The 21,719-nt window shown below is 66.6% G+C and carries 23 protein-coding genes; 15 read left to right on the top strand and 8 right to left on the bottom strand.

Annotation, left to right across the window (positions count from 1 at the left end):
• Positions 1-12: 12 nt before the first annotated feature.
• Entirely contained in the window at positions 13-792 is a 780-nt protein-coding gene (locus EV675_RS04595; protein ID WP_130356210.1) for an IclR family transcriptional regulator, read from the bottom strand.
• A gap of 190 nt (positions 793-982) precedes the next feature.
• Positions 983-1,960, bottom strand: a complete 978-nt coding sequence (locus EV675_RS04590; RefSeq protein WP_130356209.1) for a tripartite tricarboxylate transporter substrate binding protein — start codon at positions 1,958-1,960, stop codon at positions 983-985.
• A 143-nt stretch (positions 1,961-2,103) separates the two neighbouring features.
• Between EV675_RS04590 and EV675_RS04585 the strand changes: the two genes are divergently transcribed.
• A complete protein-coding gene (locus EV675_RS04585; protein ID WP_130356208.1) occupies positions 2,104-3,402 on the top strand; it encodes an aromatic ring-hydroxylating dioxygenase subunit alpha in 1,299 nt (432 codons plus the stop codon).
• A gap of 5 nt (positions 3,403-3,407) precedes the next feature.
• Positions 3,408-4,517: a zinc-dependent alcohol dehydrogenase gene (locus EV675_RS04580; protein ID WP_130356207.1), complete on the top strand. Its 1,110-nt coding sequence runs from the start codon at positions 3,408-3,410 to the stop codon at positions 4,515-4,517.
• A gap of 17 nt (positions 4,518-4,534) precedes the next feature.
• Here the strand turns inward: EV675_RS04580 and EV675_RS04575 are convergent, their stop codons facing one another.
• On the bottom strand, positions 4,535-4,843 hold the full coding sequence (locus EV675_RS04575) for a DUF202 domain-containing protein (RefSeq protein WP_130356206.1): 309 nt from the start codon (positions 4,841-4,843) through the stop codon (positions 4,535-4,537).
• Positions 4,840-5,181 (bottom strand): YidH family protein, encoded by a 342-nt coding sequence (locus EV675_RS04570; protein WP_152798035.1) that lies wholly within the window; start codon positions 5,179-5,181, stop codon positions 4,840-4,842. Before EV675_RS04570 ends, EV675_RS04575 begins: the two co-directional genes overlap by 4 nt.
• A gap of 128 nt (positions 5,182-5,309) precedes the next feature.
• Between EV675_RS04570 and EV675_RS04565 the strand changes: the two genes are divergently transcribed.
• A complete protein-coding gene (locus EV675_RS04565; protein WP_130356204.1) occupies positions 5,310-6,359 on the top strand; it encodes an NADP(H)-dependent aldo-keto reductase in 1,050 nt (349 codons plus the stop codon).
• A gap of 44 nt (positions 6,360-6,403) precedes the next feature.
• Here the strand turns inward: EV675_RS04565 and EV675_RS04560 are convergent, their stop codons facing one another.
• From EV675_RS04560 to EV675_RS04545, 4 genes are all read right to left on the bottom strand, one after another.
• A complete protein-coding gene (locus EV675_RS04560) occupies positions 6,404-7,396 on the bottom strand; it encodes an ABC transporter substrate-binding protein (RefSeq protein ID WP_124692019.1) in 993 nt (330 codons plus the stop codon).
• A gap of 31 nt (positions 7,397-7,427) precedes the next feature.
• On the bottom strand, positions 7,428-8,402 hold the full coding sequence (locus EV675_RS04555) for a tripartite tricarboxylate transporter substrate binding protein (protein WP_165404428.1): 975 nt from the start codon (positions 8,400-8,402) through the stop codon (positions 7,428-7,430).
• A gap of 241 nt (positions 8,403-8,643) precedes the next feature.
• On the bottom strand, positions 8,644-9,555 hold the full coding sequence (locus tag EV675_RS04550) for a LysR family transcriptional regulator (RefSeq protein WP_130356202.1): 912 nt from the start codon (positions 9,553-9,555) through the stop codon (positions 8,644-8,646).
• Between the two features lie 67 nt (positions 9,556-9,622).
• Entirely contained in the window at positions 9,623-10,702 is a 1,080-nt protein-coding gene (locus tag EV675_RS04545) for an alpha/beta hydrolase (protein ID WP_165404427.1), read from the bottom strand.
• Here EV675_RS04545 and EV675_RS04540 point away from each other — a divergent pair.
• The 12 genes from EV675_RS04540 to atpD all read left to right on the top strand — a co-directional run bounded on the left by EV675_RS04540 (position 10,701) and on the right by atpD (position 21,675).
• On the top strand, positions 10,701-11,648 hold the full coding sequence (locus EV675_RS04540) for a LysR family transcriptional regulator (RefSeq protein ID WP_130356200.1): 948 nt from the start codon (positions 10,701-10,703) through the stop codon (positions 11,646-11,648). The genes EV675_RS04545 and EV675_RS04540 overlap by 2 nt on opposite strands.
• A 122-nt stretch (positions 11,649-11,770) precedes the next feature.
• A complete protein-coding gene (locus tag EV675_RS04535; protein WP_130356199.1) occupies positions 11,771-12,334 on the top strand; it encodes a cupin domain-containing protein in 564 nt (187 codons plus the stop codon).
• Between the two features lie 44 nt (positions 12,335-12,378).
• Positions 12,379-13,353 (top strand): Bug family tripartite tricarboxylate transporter substrate binding protein, encoded by a 975-nt coding sequence (locus EV675_RS04530; protein ID WP_130356198.1) that lies wholly within the window; start codon positions 12,379-12,381, stop codon positions 13,351-13,353.
• Positions 13,354-13,407: 54 nt separating this feature from the next.
• Complete coding sequence (locus EV675_RS04525; RefSeq protein ID WP_130356197.1) at positions 13,408-14,169, top strand: class II aldolase/adducin family protein; 762 nt, start codon at positions 13,408-13,410, stop codon at positions 14,167-14,169.
• A gap of 291 nt (positions 14,170-14,460) precedes the next feature.
• Entirely contained in the window at positions 14,461-15,060 is a 600-nt protein-coding gene (locus tag EV675_RS04520; protein ID WP_130356196.1) for an ATP synthase subunit I, read from the top strand.
• 78 nt (positions 15,061-15,138) lie between these two features.
• A complete protein-coding gene (atpB, locus tag EV675_RS04515) occupies positions 15,139-16,005 on the top strand; it encodes a F0F1 ATP synthase subunit A (protein ID WP_130356195.1) in 867 nt (288 codons plus the stop codon).
• Positions 16,006-16,252: 247 nt separating this feature from the next.
• Positions 16,253-16,495, top strand: a complete 243-nt coding sequence (gene atpE / locus EV675_RS04510) for a F0F1 ATP synthase subunit C (RefSeq protein ID WP_087782618.1) — start codon at positions 16,253-16,255, stop codon at positions 16,493-16,495.
• 82 nt (positions 16,496-16,577) lie between these two features.
• Positions 16,578-17,048 (top strand): F0F1 ATP synthase subunit B, encoded by a 471-nt coding sequence (locus tag EV675_RS04505; protein ID WP_130356194.1) that lies wholly within the window; start codon positions 16,578-16,580, stop codon positions 17,046-17,048.
• Between the two features lie 90 nt (positions 17,049-17,138).
• Entirely contained in the window at positions 17,139-17,678 is a 540-nt protein-coding gene (locus EV675_RS04500; protein WP_130356193.1) for a F0F1 ATP synthase subunit delta, read from the top strand.
• A 53-nt stretch (positions 17,679-17,731) separates the two neighbouring features.
• The gene (gene atpA / locus EV675_RS04495) at positions 17,732-19,273 is read left to right on the top strand and encodes a F0F1 ATP synthase subunit alpha (protein WP_130356192.1); all 1,542 of its coding nucleotides are present in this window, start codon (positions 17,732-17,734) and stop codon (positions 19,271-19,273) included.
• Between the two features lie 62 nt (positions 19,274-19,335).
• Positions 19,336-20,214 (top strand): F0F1 ATP synthase subunit gamma, encoded by an 879-nt coding sequence (atpG, locus tag EV675_RS04490; protein WP_087840365.1) that lies wholly within the window; start codon positions 19,336-19,338, stop codon positions 20,212-20,214.
• 42 nt (positions 20,215-20,256) lie between these two features.
• Positions 20,257-21,675, top strand: a complete 1,419-nt coding sequence (gene atpD, locus EV675_RS04485) for a F0F1 ATP synthase subunit beta (RefSeq protein ID WP_124692004.1) — start codon at positions 20,257-20,259, stop codon at positions 21,673-21,675.
• The last annotated feature ends 44 nt before the right edge of the window (positions 21,676-21,719 follow it).

Genomic DNA, 21,719 nt, shown 5'->3' with positions numbered 1-21,719 from the left:
TCGCGCGTCCGTTCAGGACTGGTAGCCCAGCCGCGCCGACACGCCGTCCGCGGCCTGGAGCACGGGCGCGACGAAGCCGCGCACTGCTTTCTTGGTCAGCCGCTGGATGGGGCCCGCCACGCCGATCGCGGCGATGACCTGTCCGGTATGGTCGCGCACCGGCGCCGCGAGGCCCCGCATGCCGACCTCGCTTTCCTCGTCGTCCTGCGCATAGCCTTCGCGGCGCACCTGTTCCAGCGTGCCGCGCAGCAGGGCCGGATCGGTCGGAGTGTTCGGCGTGCGCGGCGCGAGGCCGTCCTTGAGCACGCGCGCCAGCACGTCCGCGCTCTGGAAGGCCAGCAGCGCGCGGCCCTCGCTGGTGCAGAAGGCGGGCTTGCGCGCACCCACGTACGAACGCATGCGTATGGCCTGATGGCTTTCGAGGTTGAACAGATAGATGATGTTGCTCTGCTCCAGCGTGGCCAGGTGCACGGTTTCGCCGGTGATCTCGCGCAGCTCGTGCAGATAGGGCAGGGCCTGCGTCGAAATATCCATGCGCCGCCGCACCAGCGCGCCCAGCGCGAACAGCCCCAGCCCCAGCCGGTAGCGGCCGTTCTCCGGATTCTGCTCCAACAGCCCCTCGGCCGTCAGCGTGCTGGCCAGCCGGTGCACCGTGCTCTTGGCCAGCCCCAGCCGCTTGGCAAGCGTACTGATCCCGATCTCGACTTCCGTCTCGGAAAACGCCTTGAGCACACGGATGGCCGAAGCAACCGATGAAAGCCGCCCCTCGCCCCCGTCCTGAGTGTCTTGCATGATGATGGACAATGTTTGCGTCAACCCACCTTTATACCAAGTGCTGGCACCCAGCGAAGCACGGAAGCGGCAAACCAGGAAAGTCCCACCAGGCCCAGGAAACCGCGGATCTGGCTTTGCCAGTCCGCCGGTTTCGCCCCCTTGAGGGGGCGCCCGAAGGGCGTAGGGGGTGGGGCTTTCCTTGCGCGCGTCAGCGCGTAGGGGGGGGCTCTATGTATTGTTTCCAGTGCACGATTTCCTTTTTCACGAAATCGTTGAACGTGGGCGCGTCCCAGTCGAAGGTCTCCATGTTCTGGGCCCGCAGTTCGGTCTGGCCTTCCGGCGACTGCAAGGCCTTGCGCACTGCCAGGTTGAGCCTGGTGACCAGTTCGGGCGACATGCCGGCGGGGCCCGACAGCGAGAACCAGGTGGTGCCGGTCAGCTGCGGATAGCCCAGTTCCTTGAAGGTCGGGATGTCGGGGAAGTCGGCCACGCGCTGCGCCGAGGTCACGGCCAGCGGACGCAGCTTGCCCGCCTTGATGTTGCCGGCGGCGGTGCTGAGCGTGATGAAGGCGGCCGGCACCTGGTTGGCGGCCACGTCGGCCACGGCGGGACCCGCGCCCTTATAGCTGATGTGTACCAGGTTCAGCTTGGTGATCTGGCGGAAGGCTTCGCCGATCAGCGCGCCGTGCGTGCCCTGTCCGGGCGAGGCCCAGCTCAGGCCCTCGGGCATGGACTTGACCTGCTTGATGAAGCCGGGCACGTCCTTGATGGGCTGCGCGACGTTGACCGCCAGCACGGTGGGCGGTCCGCCCAGCAGGGCGATGTGGGTGAAGTCCTTGATCGGGTCGAAGCTGGTCGCGTTGGTCAACGGGGCGACCACGTGCGAGCCGATGCCCGACACCACCAGCGTATAGCCGTCGGGTTCGGCGCGCGCCACCATCTGCGAACCGATCACGCCGCCCGCGCCGCCGCGGTTGTCCACCACGAAGCTTTGCTTGAACGTCTCGGCAAGATGGCGCGCGATCAGCCGGCCCAGCGTGTCGGCGCTGCCGCCGGGCGCGTAGGGCACCACGATCTTCACCGGGCGGGTGGGCCACGGATCCTGCGCACAGGCGGGCGCCGCGAGCGCGCCGGCTGCAAGGCTCGCGCACAGCAGGCGCGCGAGGAAATGGCGTTGAATGGCCATCGGCTTGTCTCCTTTCTTCAGGTTCTGATGTCCCGCCGCGGCTCGGACCGCATTGACATCGGGATCGAGCGAATGATAACTTTGTTTCCTATCAAGGAACAGTGTTCCTATATACGGAACGATTTCAAGCGAGGGGACTCAAGATGTTGAAGAAGGAACAGAACGACCTGCTTACCCAGACGGGGCCGGGAACGCCCCTGGGCGAGCTGTTCCGCCGCTACTGGCTGCCGGTGATGCTGAGCCGCGAACTGCCCGCTCCCGGCTGTGAACCGGTGCGCGTCAAGCTGCTGTCCGAGCGGCTGCTGGCGATACGCGACGAGGAAGACAACATCGGCCTGATCGACGAGTTCTGTGCGCATCGCGGCGTGTCGCTGTGGTTCGGCCGCTACGACGAGAAGGGCCAGGGCGGCGGCATCCGCTGCCCCTATCACGGCTGGAAATACGCCGCCGACGGCCAGTGCCTGGACGTGCCGTCCGAGGCGGAAGACAGCGGCTTTCGCAGCCGCATCAAGCTCACCTCGTATCCGCTGGTCGAGCGTGGCGGCATCCTGTGGACCTACATGGGTCCGCCCGAGCACCAGCCGCCGCTGCCCGAGTACGAGTTCGCGATGGTGCCCGACGCGCAGCGCTTCGTGTCCAAGCGCATCCAGGAAAACAACTGGTTGCAGGCGCTCGAAGGGGGCATCGATTCCAGCCACGTTTCGTGGCTGCACCGCGACAGCCTGAAGTCCGATCCCCTGTTCAAGGGCGCGGCCGGCAACCAGTACAACCTCAAGGATCTGCGTCCGGTGTTCGAAGTGGTCGACACCGACACCGGACTGCTGGTGGGTGTGCGCCGCAACGCCGACGACGATTCCTACTACTGGCGCATCACGCCGTGGCTGATGCCCTGCTTCACCATGGTGCCGCCGCGCGGCGACCACCCGGTGCACGGCCATTTCTGGGTGCCCATCGACGACGAGAACTGCTGGGCGTGGAGCTTCGACTACCACGCCGGCCGTGCGCTGACCGAAGGCGAGGTCCAGGCGATGGAAGACGGCAAGGGTATCCATGTGCGCTACGTGCCGGGCACGTTCCGCCCCCTGCAGAACAAGGAGAACGACTACCTCATGGACCGCGAGGCGCAGAAGTCGGGCAGGACCTTCAGCGGCATCGAAGGCATCGGCATGCAGGATGCGTCGCTGCAGGAAAGCATGGGCCCGATCCAGGATCGCACCAAGGAGCACCTGACCTCCACCGACAACGGCATCGTCAAGATGCGCCGCGCGCTGATGAAGGCCGTCAAGGCGCTGGCCGAGGAAGGCGCGGCGCCTCCGGGAACGCATCCTTCGGCGCACCATGTCCGCTCGGCCGCGGTGATCCTGCCGCGCGACCAGCACTTCAAGGATGCCGCCGCCGAGGCGCTCACGGCGCAGCCCGGCCGGCCGCACGCGTCGGTGTAACGGCCATGGCGCTTACCGTACGAGCCGCGGTCGCCGTCGAGGCCGGCAGGACCGAACTGCGCGAACTGGCCGCGCCGACCACCTCGGCCACCAGCGGCCTGCTCAAGGTCGCCGTCACCGGCGTGTGCGGCAGCGACTGGCCCTACTACCAGCAACTGCCGGCCAGCCGCGGTCCGCTCGTGCTGGGCCACGAAACCGTCGGCCACGTGGCCGAACTGGGCGAGGTGGCGCGCGCCAAATGGGGCGTCAAGGAAGGCGATCTCGTCGCGCTGGAGGAATACCTGCCCTGCGGCCACTGCGAGTTCTGCCGCAGCGGCGAATTCCGGCTGTGCGACGCCACCGACTGGCGGCTGGGCGGCCTGCGCTACGGCGCCACCGGCCTGTCGGTGGAACCGGGGCTGTGGGGCGGGTTCAGCCAGTACCAGTTCCTGCACCTGAACACGGTGTTCCACCGCGTGCCCGCCGGGGTCTCGCCCCGCCACGCGGCGCTGGCGCTGCCGCTGGCCAACGGCGTCGAATGGACCTATCTGCAAGGCGGCGCGGGGCCGGGCCAGACCGTGGTGATACAAGGGCCGGGACAGCAGGGCCTGGCATGCGTCGTGGCCGCGCGCGAAGCGGGAGCCGAACGCATCATCATCACCGGGCTCTCGAACGAGACGGATACGCGCCGCCTGGCGCTGGCGCGCGAACTCGGCGCGCACCACACCATCGACATCGAGTCCCAGGACCTGCTCGAAACCGTCGCCGACCTGACCGGCGGCCTGATGGCGGATCTGGTCATCGACTGCGCGGCCGGCGGTACCGATTCGGTCGTCACCGCGATCCAGCTCGCGCGCAAGCGCGGGCGCGTCATCCTGGGCGGGCAGAAGCGCCGGCGCATTCCCGAGTTCGACAGCGACCGCATCATCGCGCGTTTCCTGACCGTCAAGGGCATGCGCGGCCACAGCTACGAGTCGGTCGAGCTGGCCCTGCAACTGATCGCGGGCGATCGTCATGGCGTCAAGAAGATGAGCACCCATGCCTTCGGGCTCGAGGATACCGACCTCGCGCTGCGCAGCCTGGCGGGGCAGGGCGTGCAGGGGGCCATCCACATGACCATCGATCCCTGGCGCTGATCGTGGGCGGGGCTGGCCTAACTCAGCACCAGCCAGGTCCCGGCCAGGCTCGTGATCGCCACCAGCGCGGTGATGCCCGCCATCCACCCCGTGGAGGCGGCGTGGATCTTGTCCAGGGCCAAGGCCGACCGGCGCCATGACGCGGTCGCGAAGAACAGGATGGCGCACAGCATGTCCAGCGCGCCGACGACGAGAAAGACCGGCTGGTGTTCCTGTATGCCCGCTCGCAGCACCAGTAGCGCCACGGCCGTCATCGACAGGCCGGTCCGGCCCCAGGACAGCGCGGTGCGCTGGGGTTGCAGCCCGGGGTCGAGTTGCGAACTCATCGGAACAGCACGAACAGGCCGGCCACCACGGCCACCAGTATGGTCACGCCCGCGGCCAGCGGAATCAGCGCCGAGCGCGGCAGCGGGCGCGAGTGCCGCATCGCCTGCTGGTTGGCCTTCCATTGGAAATAGGCGCCGCAGCAGAAGATCAGGCCGGCGACGGTCATTGCCACGCTCAGCGCCAGCAATGGCCAATGCGGCTGGACTACGCCGCCGAACTGGTGCAGCAGGATGGCGCCGGCCAGCACGGCCAGGGCGGTGCGGATCCAGGCGAGGAAGGTGCGTTCGTTGGCCAGCGTGAAGCGATAGTCGGGTTCGCGGCCGTCATCCTCTTGCATGCGAGAGTTCTCCTGCGGGGGCATTTTGGAATTGCCCGCTATTTTAGGCTTTCGCGCCGGGCTTTCATGCTGGCGACAGCGGCCATGCAGTAACCTTGGACGGGACAACCCTTAACCGGAGCACAGACGTGGAATACCGCAAACTGGGACGCACCGATCTCGAAGTCAGCGTGATCGGGCTGGGAACCATGACCTGGGGAGAGCAGAACAGCGAAGCCGACGCCCACGAGCAGCTGGACTATGCGCTGGCGCGGGGCGTGAACCTGGTGGATGCCGCCGAGATGTATCCGGTGCCGCCCAAGGCCGAGACCCAGGGCCGCACCGAGACCTACATCGGCACCTGGCTGGCCCGCACCGGCCGCCGCCGGGACATCGTGCTGACCAGCAAGGTCGCCGGCCCGCTGCGCGACGCCAAGCGCCCCGGCCACATCCGCGACGGCAAGCCCTTCCTGGACCGCAAGAACCTGACCGCCGCGCTGCACGACAGCCTCAAGCGCCTGCAGACGGACTATCTCGATCTCTACCAGTTGCACTGGCCCGATCGCACCACGGCCACCTTCGGCCAGCTCGCCTATCCCTGGGTGAAGGACGACTACACCGTGCCCATCGAGGAAACGCTGTCGGTGCTGCAGGACTTCGTGCGCGAGGGCAAGGTCCGGCACATCGGCGTCTCGAACGAGACCCCGTGGGGCGTGTCGCAGTTCCTGAAACTGTCCGAGACACGCGGCCTGCCGCGCATCGCGTCCATCCAGAACCCTTACAGCCTGCTCAACCGCGTGTACGAAATCGGCCTGTCCGAGTTCACGCAGTTCGAACAGGTCAGCCTGCTGGCCTATTCGCCGCTGGGCATGGGCGTACTGTCGGGCAAGTACCTGGGCGGCGCGCGGCCCGAGGGCGCGCGCCTGACGCTGTTCACGCGCTTCACCCGCTATGACGGGCCCGAGGCCGAATCGGCCGCGCGCCAGTACGTGGAACTCGCGCGCGACCATGGCCTCGTGCCGGCGCAGATGGCGCTGGCCTGGGTGAACAGCCGGCCCTTCGTGGCCAGCAACCTGATCGGCGCGACCTCGATGGCGCAGTTGCAGGAGAACATCGCCAGCGCGCAGGTCGTGCTGCCGGCCGAGGTGCTCGAAGGCATCGAGCGCATCCACCGCGGCCAGCCCAATCCCTGCCCCTGAGCGGCGGGCGGGCCGCGTGCGCGCGGTCCGCCCGGCTATGGCATTCAGATCTTGAACGCCTCGAAGGTCTCCGGCGCGAACAGGTCTTCCGGCGTCAGCAGCTTCTTCGACAGTCCGCCCTGGTGGTGGTAGCGCAGGAAGGTCTCCAGCGTCTTGCGGTTGTTCTCGAAGCCGTAGGCCCAGAAGTCCTCGCCCATTTCTTTGACCACCGCTTCCATGTTGCCCAGCAGCCACGGGTGCATGATCTTGAGCGCGGCGGTCTCGCGCAGGTTCTGGTAGGCCACCTGCTGCGCCTGCACGAAGGCCTTGTACAGCGATTGCGCGACCCAGCGGTTGGCTTCGTAGATCTCGCGGCGGATGACCAGCGTGTGCATGATGGGGAAGATCCCCGTGCTGCGGAAGTACTCGCGCTCGACCGCCTCGAAATCGGGGAACAGGCGCGTGACTTTGCCCTTGCCGGTCAGGAAGGTGGACGGCATGCGGGCGGTGTGCAGGGCGTCGATCTCGCCGTCCAGCAGCATCTGCGACAGGGTCTGCGTGGGGCCGATCTGCTCGACCTTGATGTTGGGCGGCAGGTCGATCTTGAGCTTCTCGGGGCGGCCGGGTTCTTCTTCGCCGCCGGTGACGTAGGTCACGCTGTCCACGGGCACGCCGTAGTGTTCGTCCAGGATGCCGCGGATCCACACCGGCGCGGTCATCTGGTATTCGGGCGTGCCGATGCGTTTGCCGATCAGGTCCTTGGGCTCGCGGATGCCCGCGTCCGCGTTCACGTAGATGCAGGAATGGCGGAAGAAGCGCGAGGGGAAGATCGGGATCGCGATGAAGGGCCGCTCGGGCTTGAACAGCGACACCGTATACGACGACAGCGACATTTCGGCCACGTCGAACTCGCGATGCCGCAGCATGCGGAAGAAGGTTTCCTCGACCGGCATGTTCAGGTAGTTCAGGTCGATGCCGTCGGGAACGACGGTGCCGTCCATCAGCGCGCGGGTGCGGTCATAGTCCCAGCAGCCCAGGGAAAGTCTCAGTTTGGACATAAGCGGCCTCGATAGAAAAAAGGTTGGACGGTCATTCGATGCGGATGTTGGCCTTGCGGATGACGGCGCCGTAACGGTCGATGTCGGAACGGATCTTCTGCCCGAACTGTTCGGGCGTGCCGCCCACCGGCGTCAGGTAGCTGGTCGCCAGGGTCGATTGCACCTCGGGCTTTTTCAGGATGGCGTTCACGGCCGAGTTCAGCCTGGCCACGATCTCGCGCGGCGTGCCCGCGGGGGCCAGCATGCCATACCAGATGTCGATGTCGAAACCGGGGAAGCCTTGCTCGGCGCCGGTCGGCAGGTCGGGCGCATAGGGCGTGCGCTGGTCGGCCGCGACGGCGTAGACGCGCATGCGGCCGTCCTTGAGGTAGCCCGCGATGTTGGTCAGCGTGATGAAGATCAGGTCGACCTGGCCGCCCAGCACGTTGGGCACCGAGTCCGAGCAGCCCTTGTACGGTACGTGGGTGACGTCCACGTTGGCCTGCTGCTTGAACATCTCGCCCGCAAGGTGCAGCGCCGAGCCCGTGTCGCAGCCGGCGTACGACAGTTTGCCCGGGTTGCCCTTGGCGTAGGCCACCAGATCCTTGAGCGACTTGGGGGCGAGGTCGGCGCGCGCGCCCAGCACCGCCGGCGTGGTGCCGATCTGTACCACCGGCGCGAAGCTCTTGAGGGTGTCGAAGGGCAGCTTGTTCATCAACGTGTGGTTGATGGTCATGGTGTTGGGGATGATGGCCAGCGTGTAGCCGTCGGCCGGCGCCTTGGCCAGCAGGTCCAGCCCGATGTTGCCGCCGGCGCCGGGCTTGTTCTCGACCACGAAGGTCTGGCCCAGTTCGGCGCGCAGGTGCGTGGCGATCAGGCGCGCGGCCGTGTCCACGCCGCCGCCGGCGGTCACGGGCACGATGACGCGCACGGGTTTGGCGGGATAGCTGTCCGCCATCGCCACGGGCGAGGCGGCGGCCGCGGCCACGGACAGGGCGGCGAACAGGGCGCGTGCCGGGAATTTCATGCAGGTCTCCATCTGTGCTTCTTCAGTGACTCGTACCGATCCCCATGCCACGCCGGACACGGTCGCTTGCGGGATGGGGAGTGTGCGCGCCGGTGCGTGGATCACCACGCCCGGTGCGTCCTGGAGGCGCCGGGTGTTGCGGGCGGCCCCGCTGGGGGCGGCTTGCGGCGCTGCGGAAATTCTAAGTCGGGAAGGGCGGCGGAAACGGGTTCCAGGCCATGATTAATACTGATCGCAGCGATCACCGATCGGTATCGCCCGCTCGCGGCGCGCCGCCCGGCAGCCCCCGTATGTGCGTGCGCAGCACGTCCAGGAACAGGGCGCAGGCCGTGCTCAGCGGGCGGCGCGGGTGCGTGACGCAGACGATCTGCCGCGTCATGGCCGGCGCCTCGATGGTGCGCACGCACAGCGGCGAGCGGCTCGCGCGGCGGCGTACCACGGTGCGGGGCAGGATGGCGTAGAAGCCCGCGTCCTCGGCCAGGTTCAGCAGCGCCGTCATCGAATAGATCTCGAATACGGGCTTGAACACCAGGTTCTCCTGGCGTGCGTAGTCTTCCAGGATTTCGCGCAGGTTGTGTTCGCGCGGCGTGAACAGCAGCGGCAGCGCGGCGGCGGCCGACAGCGGCAGGGATGCCGGCAGCGCGTCGTCGTCGGGGCCGACCAGCACGAGTTCCTCGTCGATGATGGGTTCGACGCTGATCGAGAACGGCCGGCGGGGCTTGTCCACGATCGCGGCGTCGATCTTGCCGGCCGCCACCCAGTCGAGCAGCGGGCCGTTGGTGACGGTGACGTTCACCTTGGGATAGGCGCGCGCGAAGTCGGTCAGCGCCTCGCTCAGCACGCTTTCGGCCAGCGACGAGATCATGCCGACCATGACTTCGCCGCCGACCTCGCCGCCGCGCAGGGTCATCTGCTCGCGCGCCTGCGACAGGTCCCGCAGGATGGGCAGGTAGAGCTGGTACATGCGCCGCCCCGCCTCGGTGGGCTCCATGCCGCGCGCGCTGCGGATGAACAGTTTCTGGCCCAGCTCCTCTTCCAGCTTGACGATCTGCGCGCTCAGCGCGGGCTGCACCACGTTCACGCGGCGCGCCGCGCCCGTGACGGTGCCTTCCTCGAAAAGGCAGATGAAGTACTGGATCTGGCGAAGTTCCAAGGCGGTCGTCCCGGGCTGCGGTAGTTCCGATTTTATCGGTACCGGCGCCCTGGAAGGGCGGCCCGCTTCAGTCCAGCAGGGCAGCCAGCGCCTGGGCGCTGCGAACGGCGATGCGCCGGCTCGCGTCGCTGTCGGCCACCCAGCGCAGGAAACCGTGCGGCATGCCCGCCGCGCGTACCAGTTCGCAGGCCGCGCCGGCTGCCCGCAGGCGGTCGGCCAGGATCTCGGCGTCGCTGCGCAGCGGGTCGAGTTCGGCGGCCACGGCCACCGCCGGCGGCAGCCCGGTGAAGTCCGGCGCCAGCAGCGGCGCCACCCGGCTGTCGTCCGGGCCGGGATCGCGCCCCAGGTAGTCGCGCAGGATGCGCCGGCAGCGGGCGCGGGTCAGCAGCGGGGCGTTGGCGTTCTCGCGGTACGAGGGGGTCTCGAAATCGATGCCGATGATGGGGTAGGCCAGCCACATTGCCCGCAGCGGGACGCTGCCGCGCGTCTCCAGCGCCGCCGCCAGGGCCAGGTTCGCGCCCGAGCTGTCGCCGCCCACGGCCAGGCGCGCCGGGTCGGCGCCCAGCGACGCGGCCTGTTGGTGCAGCCATCGCAACGCGCCCACGGTGTCGTCGAACGCGGCCGGGAAGCGGTGCTCGGGCAGCACGCGATAGTCCACGCTGGCCACCATCGCGCCGGCTTCCATCGCCAGCAGGCAGCAGGTGGCGTCGTGGCTGTCGAGGTCGCCGTTGGTGAAGGCGCCGCCGTGCAGGTAGAGCAACGCGGGGGGGCGGGGCCGGCGCGGGCGGTACAGGCGCAGCGCCAGCGGCGCGCCGTCGACGGTGATGCCGACGTCCTCGATGTCCAGCGGCACCGGCGGGCGCCGCAGCGGCTGGCGCGCGCGCAGGAAGGCGGCGCGCACCTGGGCCGGTTCCAGCAGGTGCGAGGCCGTGGTCTCGGCCTGGACCAGGCGCAGCACGCGAGGCGCGATGTCGGGGTCCAGTCGGGCAAGCAGGGCGTCGTCGGGCTTCATGGTCAAGGCGGCGGTGACGAGGGTGGGCAGCGTGGCTATGATAGGGCCGGTCTTGCTTGGCCGCGTCATATTTCCGCGGTCCAGGGGCCATGCCGCCAGGGTATAGCGCACGACAGGGGGATTGGCAGGCGTCATGGACATTCGTCAACTGAAGTACTTCGTGACCGTCGCCGCGCACGAGAATTTTTCCAAGGCGGCGCAGCAGCTCTTCATCGCCCAGCCGGCGCTGAGCCGGCGCATACGCATGCTGGAGGACGAACTGGGCGTGCGGCTGTTCGAACGCCATCTGCGCGGCGCGACGCTTACGCCGGAAGGGCGCCGCCTGCTGGACCGCGCGCAATACCTGCTGCGCAGCTTCGACCAGCTCAAGAGCGACGTACACGACACGCAGGGGCCGCCGTCCGGCCCGGTCATCATCGGCATGACGCCCAACTACGTGACGGTGATCGGCGCCGCGCTCACGATCGCGATCAAGCAGCGCTTTCCCGATGCGCAGCCGCACATCGTGCAGGCCTTCAGCCCCGCCATGCACGACATGCTGCGCGACAACGCGGTCGACATCGCGCTGCTGAGCGGCGCCACGCCGGCCCCGCCGCCGGCGCACATGCTGGCCGTCGAGCCCCTGTTCGAGGACCGCCTGTGCCTGGTGGGGCGCGCGGGCGACCCGCTGCTTGCGCGCAGCGAGATCCCGGTGCGGCAGTTGCGCGGCCTGCCGCTGATCCTGACGGGCGTCTCGCGCGCCGGCATACGCAACGAGATCGAGGCCCTGGCCGCGCGCCAGCGGGTGCCGCTGCGCATCGAGGCCGAAGTCGGCGCCTTCGCGCTGGCCGCGCAACTGGTGCGCCGGGGCATGGGCTACACCGTCTATCTGCCCTCCAGCGTCGCGCTCGAGTCCGGCCTGGCGGCGGTGCCCATCGCCGGGCTGTGGCTGCAGCGCAGCCTGGCCTGGCCGGTGTCGCGCCCGCTGTCGCGCGTGGCCAGCGAGGTGCTGCCCATGGTGCGCGAGCTGATAATGGCCCAGGTCGAACAGGGGCAGTGGCAGGGCGCGCGGGCCGTGGGCCGCAGGCGGCCGCGCGGCTGAGCCGGAACCGCCATGCCGTGCCGGCATGGCGGGCATAGCAAATCGATAATTTATCGCCGCCGCGCACGCGGCCATGATGTGCGCATCGCGGCCTTCCCGGCCACGACCGTGAAGGAGCATCCATGGCCAGTCCATTGCTAGAAACCATCGCCCGCACGCGGGTCGCGCGCTTCTCCGAACTCAAGCCGTTCAGCCTGGCGTTCGTCGATTCGCTGCTGCCCGAAGGGCGCAAGAAAAACCTCAAGGTGATCGGCCGCGGCGTGGTCGAGAATGCCGACATGCAGCCGCCCATCACCGAGGACCACGGCTTCACCATTTCCTACATCGTCGTGCCGCCCGGCGGCGGCGCCGGCCTGCATGCGCACAAGACGGCCGAGGTCTTCATCCCCATCTCCGGTCCCGTGCACGTGCTGATCGGCGACGACAAGGAAGAGCTGGTGCTGCAGCCGCTGGATGTGATTTCCGTGCCGACCGGCGTGATGCGTGGCTTTCGCAACCACGGCGAACACGAACTGACCATGCTCGCGCTGGTGGGCGGGCACACCGGCGGCGGGTCGGTCACCTGGCACGACGAGGTGCTGAGCCGGGCCGCGACCGAGTCGGGCCTGGCGGTGGACGAGAAAGGCAACCTGAAGCGGCTGCCCAATTTCAAGATGCCCGAGGACGTGGAAGGCTCCGTGCTCTGACATCGCCGCCATGTCCGCCGCGAGGCGGGAGAGGGGAGACGATCATGAAAAAGAAAGCGCTGTTCGTTGCGGCCGCGACCTGGCCCGCCGCCGTCCTGCTGGCCTGTGCCTCGATGGCCGCCGGCGCGGCGGAAAGCTATCCGTCCAAGCCGGTGCGCGTCATCGTGCCGTTCCCGGCCGGCAGTTCGCCCGACATCGTGGCGCGCTACCTGTCGGGCAAGCTGGCCGAGCGCATGGGCCAGCCCTTCGTGGTGGACAACCGAGCGGGCGCGGGCGGCATGCTGGGCGCCGAGGCTGTGGCCAAGGCCGCACCCGACGGCCACACCATTTTCTTCATGGTCAATTCCATCGTGACCATGAACCAGTTCATCTACAAGAAGCTGCCCTACGACCCGGTCAAGGACTTCGCGCCGGTCAGCATCGTCGCGGCCGTGCCCTACGTGCTCATCGCCAACAAGGACTTCCCGCAGCGCACGCTGGCCGACCTGATCGCAACGGCGCGCGCCAAGCCCGCGTCCATCGACTACGCCTCGATGGGTGTGGGCGGCGCCGGCCACGTCATCATGGAACTGATGACCTCGCTGGCGGGCGTTCGGCTGACGCACGTGCCTTACAAGAGCGGCGCGCTGGTCGACGTGATCGGCGGGCAGGTGCCGCTGATTTTCCAACCCACCACCACCGCGATCGAGCAGGTCAGGGCCGGGACCGTGATTCCGCTGGGCACGACCGGCAAGAAGCGACTGGCGGCGCTGCCCGACACGCCGGCCATTGCCGAGGTGGTGCCCGGCTTCGAGGCCGACGGCTGGCAGGGCGTGGAGGCGCCGGCGGGCACGCCGCCGGCGGTGATAGAGCGGCTGAACAAGGAGATCGCGGCGGTGCTGGCGCTGCCCGAGACCGCGGGCCGGTTCGATACGCTGGGCATCCAGGCCTGGCCCACGTCGCCGGCAGAGATGACGCGCATCATCGCCGCCGACATCGACAAGTGGGGCGGCGTCATCCGCCGCGCCGGCATTGATTGACATTGATCCACCCGCCTGCGCCCGCAGGCGGTTTTTTACCAGGATGGAGCGGATATGGCGAAGGCGGCGGGACGTGCCGGCATGAGCGAGGCGGAATGGGCGGCGCGGGTGGACCTGGCGGCGTGCTACCGGCTGGTGGCGCACTTCAGGATGGACGACCTGATCTACAACCACATCTCGGCGCGCGTGCCGGGCGCGCACGGGCATTTCCTGATCAATCCCTATGGCATGGCCTACGAGGAGATCACGGCGTCCAGCCTGATCAAGATCGACCTGGACGGCAATGTGGTGGACGACGGCGGCCAGGACTATGGCGTGAACCACGCCGGCTTCGTGATCCATTCGGCCGTGCACCGGGCGCGGCCGCAGGTCGATTGCGTGATCCATACCCATACTCCCGCGGGCATGGCCATTTCGGCGCTCGAGTGCGGCCTCCTGCCGCTGTCCCAGACGGCGATGTTCTTCGGCAAGGTCGCCATGCACGAGTATGAAGGCGTGGTGGTGGACCTGGGCGAACAGCAGCGGCTGGTCGCCGACCTGGGCGACAGCCAGGCGATGATCCTGCGCAACCACGGCCTCCTGACGGTCGGGCCGTCCATCGCCGAAGCCTTCACCGCCATGTACTGGCTGGAACGCGCCTGCCAGGCCCAGGCGATGGCCATGGCCTGCAACACGCCCTTGCACCTGCCCGCCCCGCCCGTGGTCGAGCTGACCAACCACCTCTACAAACCCACCACCCGCCGCCCCTTCGGCCTGCTCGAATGGCCGGCCCTGCTGCGCCTGTTGGACCGCCGCGACAATTCCTATAGGTCTTGAACCACCCCCCTACGCCCTCACGGGCGCCCCCCAGGGGGCGGCACTGGCGGACCGGCAAAGCCGGATCCGCGGTGCCCAGGATCAAAGCAAGCATGCGGTGCTCCGCACCGAGATAACCCTACGCAGACCCAGGATGCGGTGGATCCGGCTCCGCCGGTCCACCCGCATCGCCCCCTGGGGGGCGCGCGTCAGCGCGTAGGGGGGATCACCTACATTTGATCGGCTGGGGTAAACCCGCTATACTCGTATGGTTTGTCGGAAAGCAGGTCTTGAAAAGGTGCAAGTCGTCCGATGAAGACGATCGAAGACGATCCGCGCCCTTCAGATGCATACGGAAAAGCGGCCAATAGAAACGGAGCCACGGGGACTGCGCAGCAGGAAACATCTAGCGCGCGCGACCACAGGGAGACCGGCGAACCTGATCCATGGGGTTGGGAGGCCCGCGACGCCGAGCGTCTGCGTTCCAATGAACAGGTAGAACCGCTTCGGCTTACCGAAGCGGAACGGACAGTGTTGCGTCGGCAGGCCGTGCGGGACTTGCTGCATGCGATAATTGTTCAGATTGCTGTCAGCATCGTGGTTGCCGTGCTGGCCTATGCGGTGTCCGGGAGCGCCGCAGGGCTCTCGGCGCTGGCCGGTGCCGCGGCATACGTCATTCCCAACGCCTTGTTCGCATTCAGGCTGATTCTGAGTGTGCAGAAGCCGGGGGGAGCAAACCCCGCAACGTTTTTCTTCGGCGAGTTCTTCAAGATCGCCGTCGCTGTCGTGTTCATCGTCGCAGCGGCGAAGTTCGGTCGTGAATGGCTCGTGTGGCCCGCCTTCCTGGCGGGCTTGGTGTGTGCGCTCAAAAGCCAGTGGCTGGTACTGGCTTTCGGCAAGAAAATGGATTGAAGATGGCGGCGCGTGCGGGCAACCCCGGCCGACATCGCGAGAATTTCAAAATCAGGTCGTAGGATAGAAACCCCCGATATGGCTTCCACCACAGCGCCGACCGCGTCCGAGTACATCGTCCATCACCTGGGACACCTGAACAACACCGGACACAAGCAGTCCCTCATCGCCGACTTCTCGGTCGTCAACTACGACACGCTTTTCTGGTCCATCTCCATGGGCCTGCTGGTCGTGTTCCTGATGTGGCTGGGCGCCCGCCGCGCCACCGCCGGCGTTCCGGGCAAGATGCAGGCCTTCGTCGAGATCCTGGTCGAGTGGGTGGACGAGGAAGCCAAGGGCATCGTCCACAACGCCAAGTCCCGCCTGTTCGTCGCGCCGCTGGCGCTGACCGTGTTCATGTGGATCGTCTTCATGAACGCGCTCGACCTGCTGCCGGTCGACCTGCCTCACTACCTGTTCAGCCTGGTCGGGCTGGACGACGTCATCCACTATCACCGCATCGTGCCCACGGCCGACCTGAACGCGCCTATCGGCATGTCCATGGGCGTGCTGCTGCTGATGTTCTACTACGGCATCAAGATCAAGTCGCCCGGCGGTTTCGTCAAGGAACTGTTCACCGCGCCCTTCCATGCCCATGGCATCGGCGCGCTGCTGCTGGCGCCCTTCAACTTCCTGCTGAACATCATCGAATACGCCGCCAAGATGGTTTCGCTGGGCATGCGGTTGTTCGGCAACATGTTCGCCGGCGAACTGATCTTCATGCTGATCGCCATGCTGGGCGGCGCGTGGGCCGGCCTGAACGCCAGCAGCGTGGCGCTGGGTGTCGGCCACATCCTGGCCGGATCGGTCTGGGCCATCTTCCACATCCTGATCGTCGTGCTCCAGGCCTTCATCTTCATGATGCTGACCCTGGTGTACATCGGCCAGGCCCACGAAGGCCACTGATCGGGGGCTCCCCCGTACGCCCTGCGGGCGCCCCCCCCAGGGGGCGGTGCTGGCGGACCGGCGGAGCCGGAGCCGCGGCACCCTGGGTGAAGTTGGAGGCTGGCGGATAGCAGTTGCTCGCCGGTGAGTTGTTTGGAAATGCGGGTCGGGGCGGGTTTCGCCGCGATCTTGTAGCAAGTTAGCAGTATCCGTGGTTTCGATTTTTCAACATAACTAGTCGTTTTACGATTCATATCAAGGAGTTGTCATGACCAACGTCGCTCTCGTCGCTCTCGCTTGCGGTCTGATCATCGGTCTGGGTGCCATCGGTGCTTGCCTGGGAATCGCGATCGTCGGTGGCAAGTACATCGAAGCCTCGGCTCGCCAGCCCGAGCTGATGAACCCCCTGCAAACCAAGCTGTTCCTGCTGGCCGGCCTGATCGACGCGGCCTTCCTGATCGGCGTGGGTATCGCCATGCTGTTCGCCTTCGCGAACCCGTTCGTCGGCTAAGACCTCTATTCGACATGACCGCTCCGTGACGCGGCCCCAGCCCTCGTCACGGATGATGTTCTTTTCCGAATAAGGAAACACCGTGAATCTGAACGCGACACTCGTCTTCCAGATGCTCGTGTTCTTCATTCTGGCGTGGTTCACGATGAAGTTCGTGTGGCCGCCTCTGATGAAGTCCATCGAAGAGCGCCGTCTGAAGATCGCCGAAGGCCTTGCCTCGGCCGAGAAAGGCAAGGCGGAACTGGTGCAGGCCGAGGCCCGCATCGGCCAGATCGAAGCCGCCGCCAAGTCTGACAACCAGGCCCGCCTGGCGCAGGCCGAGAAGCAGGCCGCTGCCTTGATCGAGCAGGCCCGCAAGGACGCCGAGGCCGAACGCGCCCGCATTCTCGAGCAAGCCCGGCAGGAAGCGCAGCAGGAAGCCCAGCGCGCCCGTGAAGGCCTGCGCGACGCCGTGGCGCAACTGGCCGTGAAGGGCGCCGAGGAAATCCTCAAGCGCGAAGTCAACGCCCAGGTGCATGCCGAACTGCTCGGCCAGCTCAAGGCGCAGTTGTAATGAAGAACCCGCGCGGGTGGCACGAGCAACGCGTGCCGCTCACGCGTTTGCGAATCACCTCGCTAACCGTATCAGGCATCGAGAGCCACCATGGCTGAACTGTCCACCATCGCCCGGCCATACGCTGAAGCGCTGTTCGGCGTCGCCCGTGCAGATAGCGCAGGCCTTGCCGCCTGGGCCGAGCTTGTCGCCGAAATGGCCCAGGCAGCCGCGCACCCCGAGGTGCGCAGCGCCATCGCCGATCCCAAGCTCGACGACGCACAGCGAGTCGAATTGTTCACGGCCACGCTGAAGACGCAGCTTACGCCCGCCGCGCGCAATTTCGTGACGCTGTTGGTCGAGAACGACCGTCTGCTGCTGCTGCCCGAGATCGCATCGCAGTTCCTGTGGCTCAAGAACCGCCACGAGGGCACCGCCGATGCCGAGATCGCCAGCGCCTTCGCGTTGACCGATGCCCAGGTTGCCGACCTGGTCGCCGGGCTGGAAAAGAAATTCGGCGTGAAGATCAAGCCCACCGTCCGGGTCGACGCTTCGCTGATCGGCGGCGTGCGAGTGGCCGTCGGGGATCAGGTGCTCGATACCTCCGTGCGTGCGCAGCTTGATCGCATGCGCGACGCGCTCGTCGCATAGTTCGGTCGCTGCGCACACATCGGCACCGAGAGAAAGGATTCCAGGAGTCAACCATGCAACTCAATCCGTCTGAGATCAGCGAATTGCTCAAAAGCCGTATCGAAGGCCTGAGCAACTCTGCTGACATCCGTACCCAAGGCACGGTCGTGTCCGTGACCGACGGTATCACCCGCATCCACGGCCTGTCGGACGTGATGCAGGGCGAAATGCTCGAGTTCCCCAACAACACCTTCGGCATGGCGCTCAACCTCGAGCGCGACTCCGTCGGCGCCGTGATTCTCGGCGACTACACCCACATCTCGGAAGGCGATACGGTCAAGTCGACCGGCCGCATCCTGGAAGTGCCGGTCGGCCCGGAACTGAAGGGCCGCGTGGTCGACGCGCTGGGCCAGCCGATCGACGGCAAGGGTCCGATCAACGCCAAGGCCACCGACGTGATCGAGAAGGTCGCCCCGGGCGTGATCGCGCGCAAGTCGGTGTCGCAGCCGGTGCAGACCGGCCTGAAGGCCATCGACGCCATGGTGCCCATCGGCCGCGGCCAGCGCGAGCTGATCATCGGCGACCGCCAGACCGGCAAGACCGCCGTGGCCGTCGACACCATCATCAGCCAGAAGGGCAAGGGCCTGACCTGCGTGTACGTGGCGATCGGCCAGAAGGCCTCGACCATCAACAACGTGGTCCGCAAGCTCGAAGAGCATGGCGCGCTGGAGTACACCATCGTCGTGGCCGCCTCGGCCTCGGAATCGGCCGCGATGCAGTACATCGCCGCCTACTCCGGCTGCACGATGGGCGAATACTTCCGTGATCGCGGCGAAGACGCCCTGATCATCTATGACGACCTGACCAAGCAGGCCTGGGCCTATCGCCAGGTCTCGCTGCTGCTGCGCCGTCCGCCCGGCCGCGAAGCCTATCCCGGCGACGTGTTCTACCTGCACTCGCGCCTGCTGGAACGTGCCGCTCGCGTCAACGAAGAGTACGTCGAGAAGTTCACCAATGGCGCCGTGAAGGGCAAGACCGGTTCGCTGACCGCGCTGCCCATCATCGAAACGCAGGCCGGCGACGTGTCCGCCTTCGTTCCGACCAACGTGATCTCGATCACCGACGGCCAGATCTTCCTGGAATCGGACCTGTTCAACGCCGGTATCCGCCCCGCCATCAACGCCGGTATCTCGGTGTCGCGCGTGGGTGGCGCCGCCCAGACCAAGGTCATCAAGAAGCTGTCCGGCGGTATCCGTACCGACCTGGCCCAGTACCGTGAACTGGCTGCCTTCGCGCAGTTCGCGTCCGACCTGGACGAGTCGACCCGTCGCCAGCTCGAGCGCGGCCGCCGCGTGGTGGAACTGCTCAAGCAGCCCCAGTACCAGCCGCTGCAGGTCTGGGAACTGGCCGTCTCGCTGTTCGCCGCCAACAACGGCTACATCGACGACGTCGAGGTCAAGGACGTCCTGGCGTTTGAAAAGGCGCTGAAGGAATACCTGAAGTCCAAGTACGACGCGCTGGTCAGCCGTATCGAGGACACCAAGGAACTGTCCAAGGACGACGAAGCCGCGCTGCACGAAGCAGTGAAGGATTTCAAGAAAAACGGAGCCTTCTGAAGCAGGGTACACGGGGCGCCCCAGCTCGGCGCCTCTCTGTGAACACTGACAGGGGAAGATAGATGCCCGGAATCAAGGAAATCCGAACCAAGATCAAGAGCGTGCAAAACACGCGCAAGATCACCAAGGCGATGGAAATGGTCGCCGCATCCAAGATGCGCAAGGCGCAGGACCGGATGCGCACGGCCCGCCCGTATGCCGACAAGGTGCGCAACATTGCCGCGCACATGGCGCAAGCCAATCCCGACTACGAACACGCCTACCTGGCCAAGCGCGACGACATCAAGGCCGCCGGCCTGATCGTGGTCACGACCGACAAGGGCCTGTGCGGCGCGTTGAACACCAACATCCTGCGCGCGGTGCTCAATCGCCTGAAGGACTCGGAAGCGAAGGGCATCAAGGTCCAGACCACGGCCATCGGCAACAAGGGCCTGGGCTTCCTGACCCGTCTCGACGCCAACGTCGTGTCCCAGGCGGTGCAGTTGGGCGACGCGCCCAACCTGGAACGCCTGATCGGCGCGATCAAGGTGCAGCTGGACGCGTATGCCGAAGGCAAGGTCGACGTGGTGTACCTCGCGTACAACCGCTTCATCAACACGATGAAGCAGGAGCCCGTGATCGAGCAGCTGCTGCCGCTGTCGGCCGAACGTTTCGCGCAGACCGAGGAAGAGAAGAAGGCCTACTCGTGGGACTACATCTACGAACCCGATGCCAAGTCGGTCGTCGATGAACTCCTGCTGCGCTACGTCGAAGCGCTGGTGTACCAAGCCGTTGCCGAAAACATGGCGTCCGAGCAGTCCGCCCGGATGGTGGCCATGAAGGCTGCATCGGACAACGCCAAGAAGGTGATCGGCGATCTGCAGCTGGTCTACAACAAGACCCGCCAGGCAGCCATCACCAAGGAAATTTCGGAAATCGTGGGCGGTGCGGCGGCTGTATAAGCCGGCGCGACGCCTTAAAGAATCAGGAATCGAGGAATCGATATGAGCAACGGAACCATCGTTCAGTGCATCGGTGCCGTGGTGGACATCCAGTTCCCCCGCGACAGCATGCCCAAGATCTACGAGGCCCTTACGCTGGCCGACGAGAGCTCGGCTTTCGCCGAGAAGGGCCTGACGTTCGAAGTGCAGCAGCAGCTGGGTGACGGCGTCGTCCGTACCATCGCCATGGGCTCGTCCGACGGCCTGCGCCGCGGCATGGCCGTGGCCGCCAGCGGCGCGCCCATCTCGGTGCCCGTCGGCACCGGCACGCTGGGCCGCATCATGGACGTGCTGGGTCGTCCCATCGACGAAGCCGGCCCCATCGCTTCGGAAGAGCGCCGCGCCATCCACCAGGACGCGCCCAAGTTCGACGAGCTGTCGCCCTCCGTGGAACTGCTCGAAACCGGCATCAAGGTTATCGATCTGGTCTGCCCGTTCGCCAAGGGCGGCAAGGTCGGCCTGTTCGGCGGCGCCGGCGTGGGCAAGACCGTGAACATGCTCGAACTCATCAACAACATCGCCAAGCAGCACAGCGGCCTGTCGGTGTTCGCGGGCGTGGGCGAGCGGACTCGTGAAGGCAACGACTTCTACCATGAAATGGCGGAAGCCGGCGTCATCAACCTGGACAAGATCGAAGAGTCCAAGGTGGCGATGGTGTTCGGCCAGATGAACGAGCCCCCGGGCAACCGTCTGCGCGTGGCGCTGTCGGGCTTGACGATGGCCGAGAAGTTCCGCGACGAAGGCCGCGACATCCTGTTCTTCGTCGACAACATCTACCGCTACACGCTGGCCGGTACCGAAGTGTCCGCGCTGCTGGGCCGCATGCCCTCCGCCGTGGGCTACCAGCCGACGCTGGCCGAGGAAATGGGCAAGCTGCAAGAGCGCATCACCTCGACCAAGACCGGTTCGATCACGTCGATCCAGGCCGTGTACGTGCCCGCGGATGACTTGACCGACCCGTCGCCCGCCACGACCTTCCTGCACCTGGACTCGACCGTGGTGCTGTCGCGCGACATCGCCGCGCTGGGTATCTACCCCGCCGTCGACCCGCTCGACTCCACCAGCCGCCAGCTCGACCCGCAGGTCGTGGGCGAAGAGCACTACGCGGTGGCCCGTGGCGTGCAGCAGACGCTGCAGCGCTACAAGGAACTGCGCGACATCATCGCGATTCTGGGCATGGACGAACTGTCGCCGGAAGACAAGCAGGCCGTGGGCCGCGCCCGCAAGATCCAGCGCTTCCTGTCGCAGCCCTTCCACGTGGCCGAAGTGTTCACCGGCTCGCCCGGCAAGTATGTGCCGCTGAAGGAAACCATCCGTGGCTTCAAGATGATCGTCGAAGGCGAGTGCGATGCGCTGCCCGAGCAGGCCTTCTACATGGTCGGCACGATCGACGAAGCGTTCGAGAAAGCAAAAAAGTTGTGACCCCCCCTACGCCCTGACGGGCGCCCCCCAGGGGGCGGTGCTGG

Origin of the sequence: Pigmentiphaga kullae, assembly GCF_004216695.1 — a bacterium.
GTDB classification, from domain to species: Bacteria; Pseudomonadota; Gammaproteobacteria; order Burkholderiales; family Burkholderiaceae_B; genus Pigmentiphaga; species Pigmentiphaga kullae.
The sequence above is the reverse complement of the archived record's forward strand: the minus strand, read 5'-3'. Positions and strand labels throughout refer to the sequence as shown.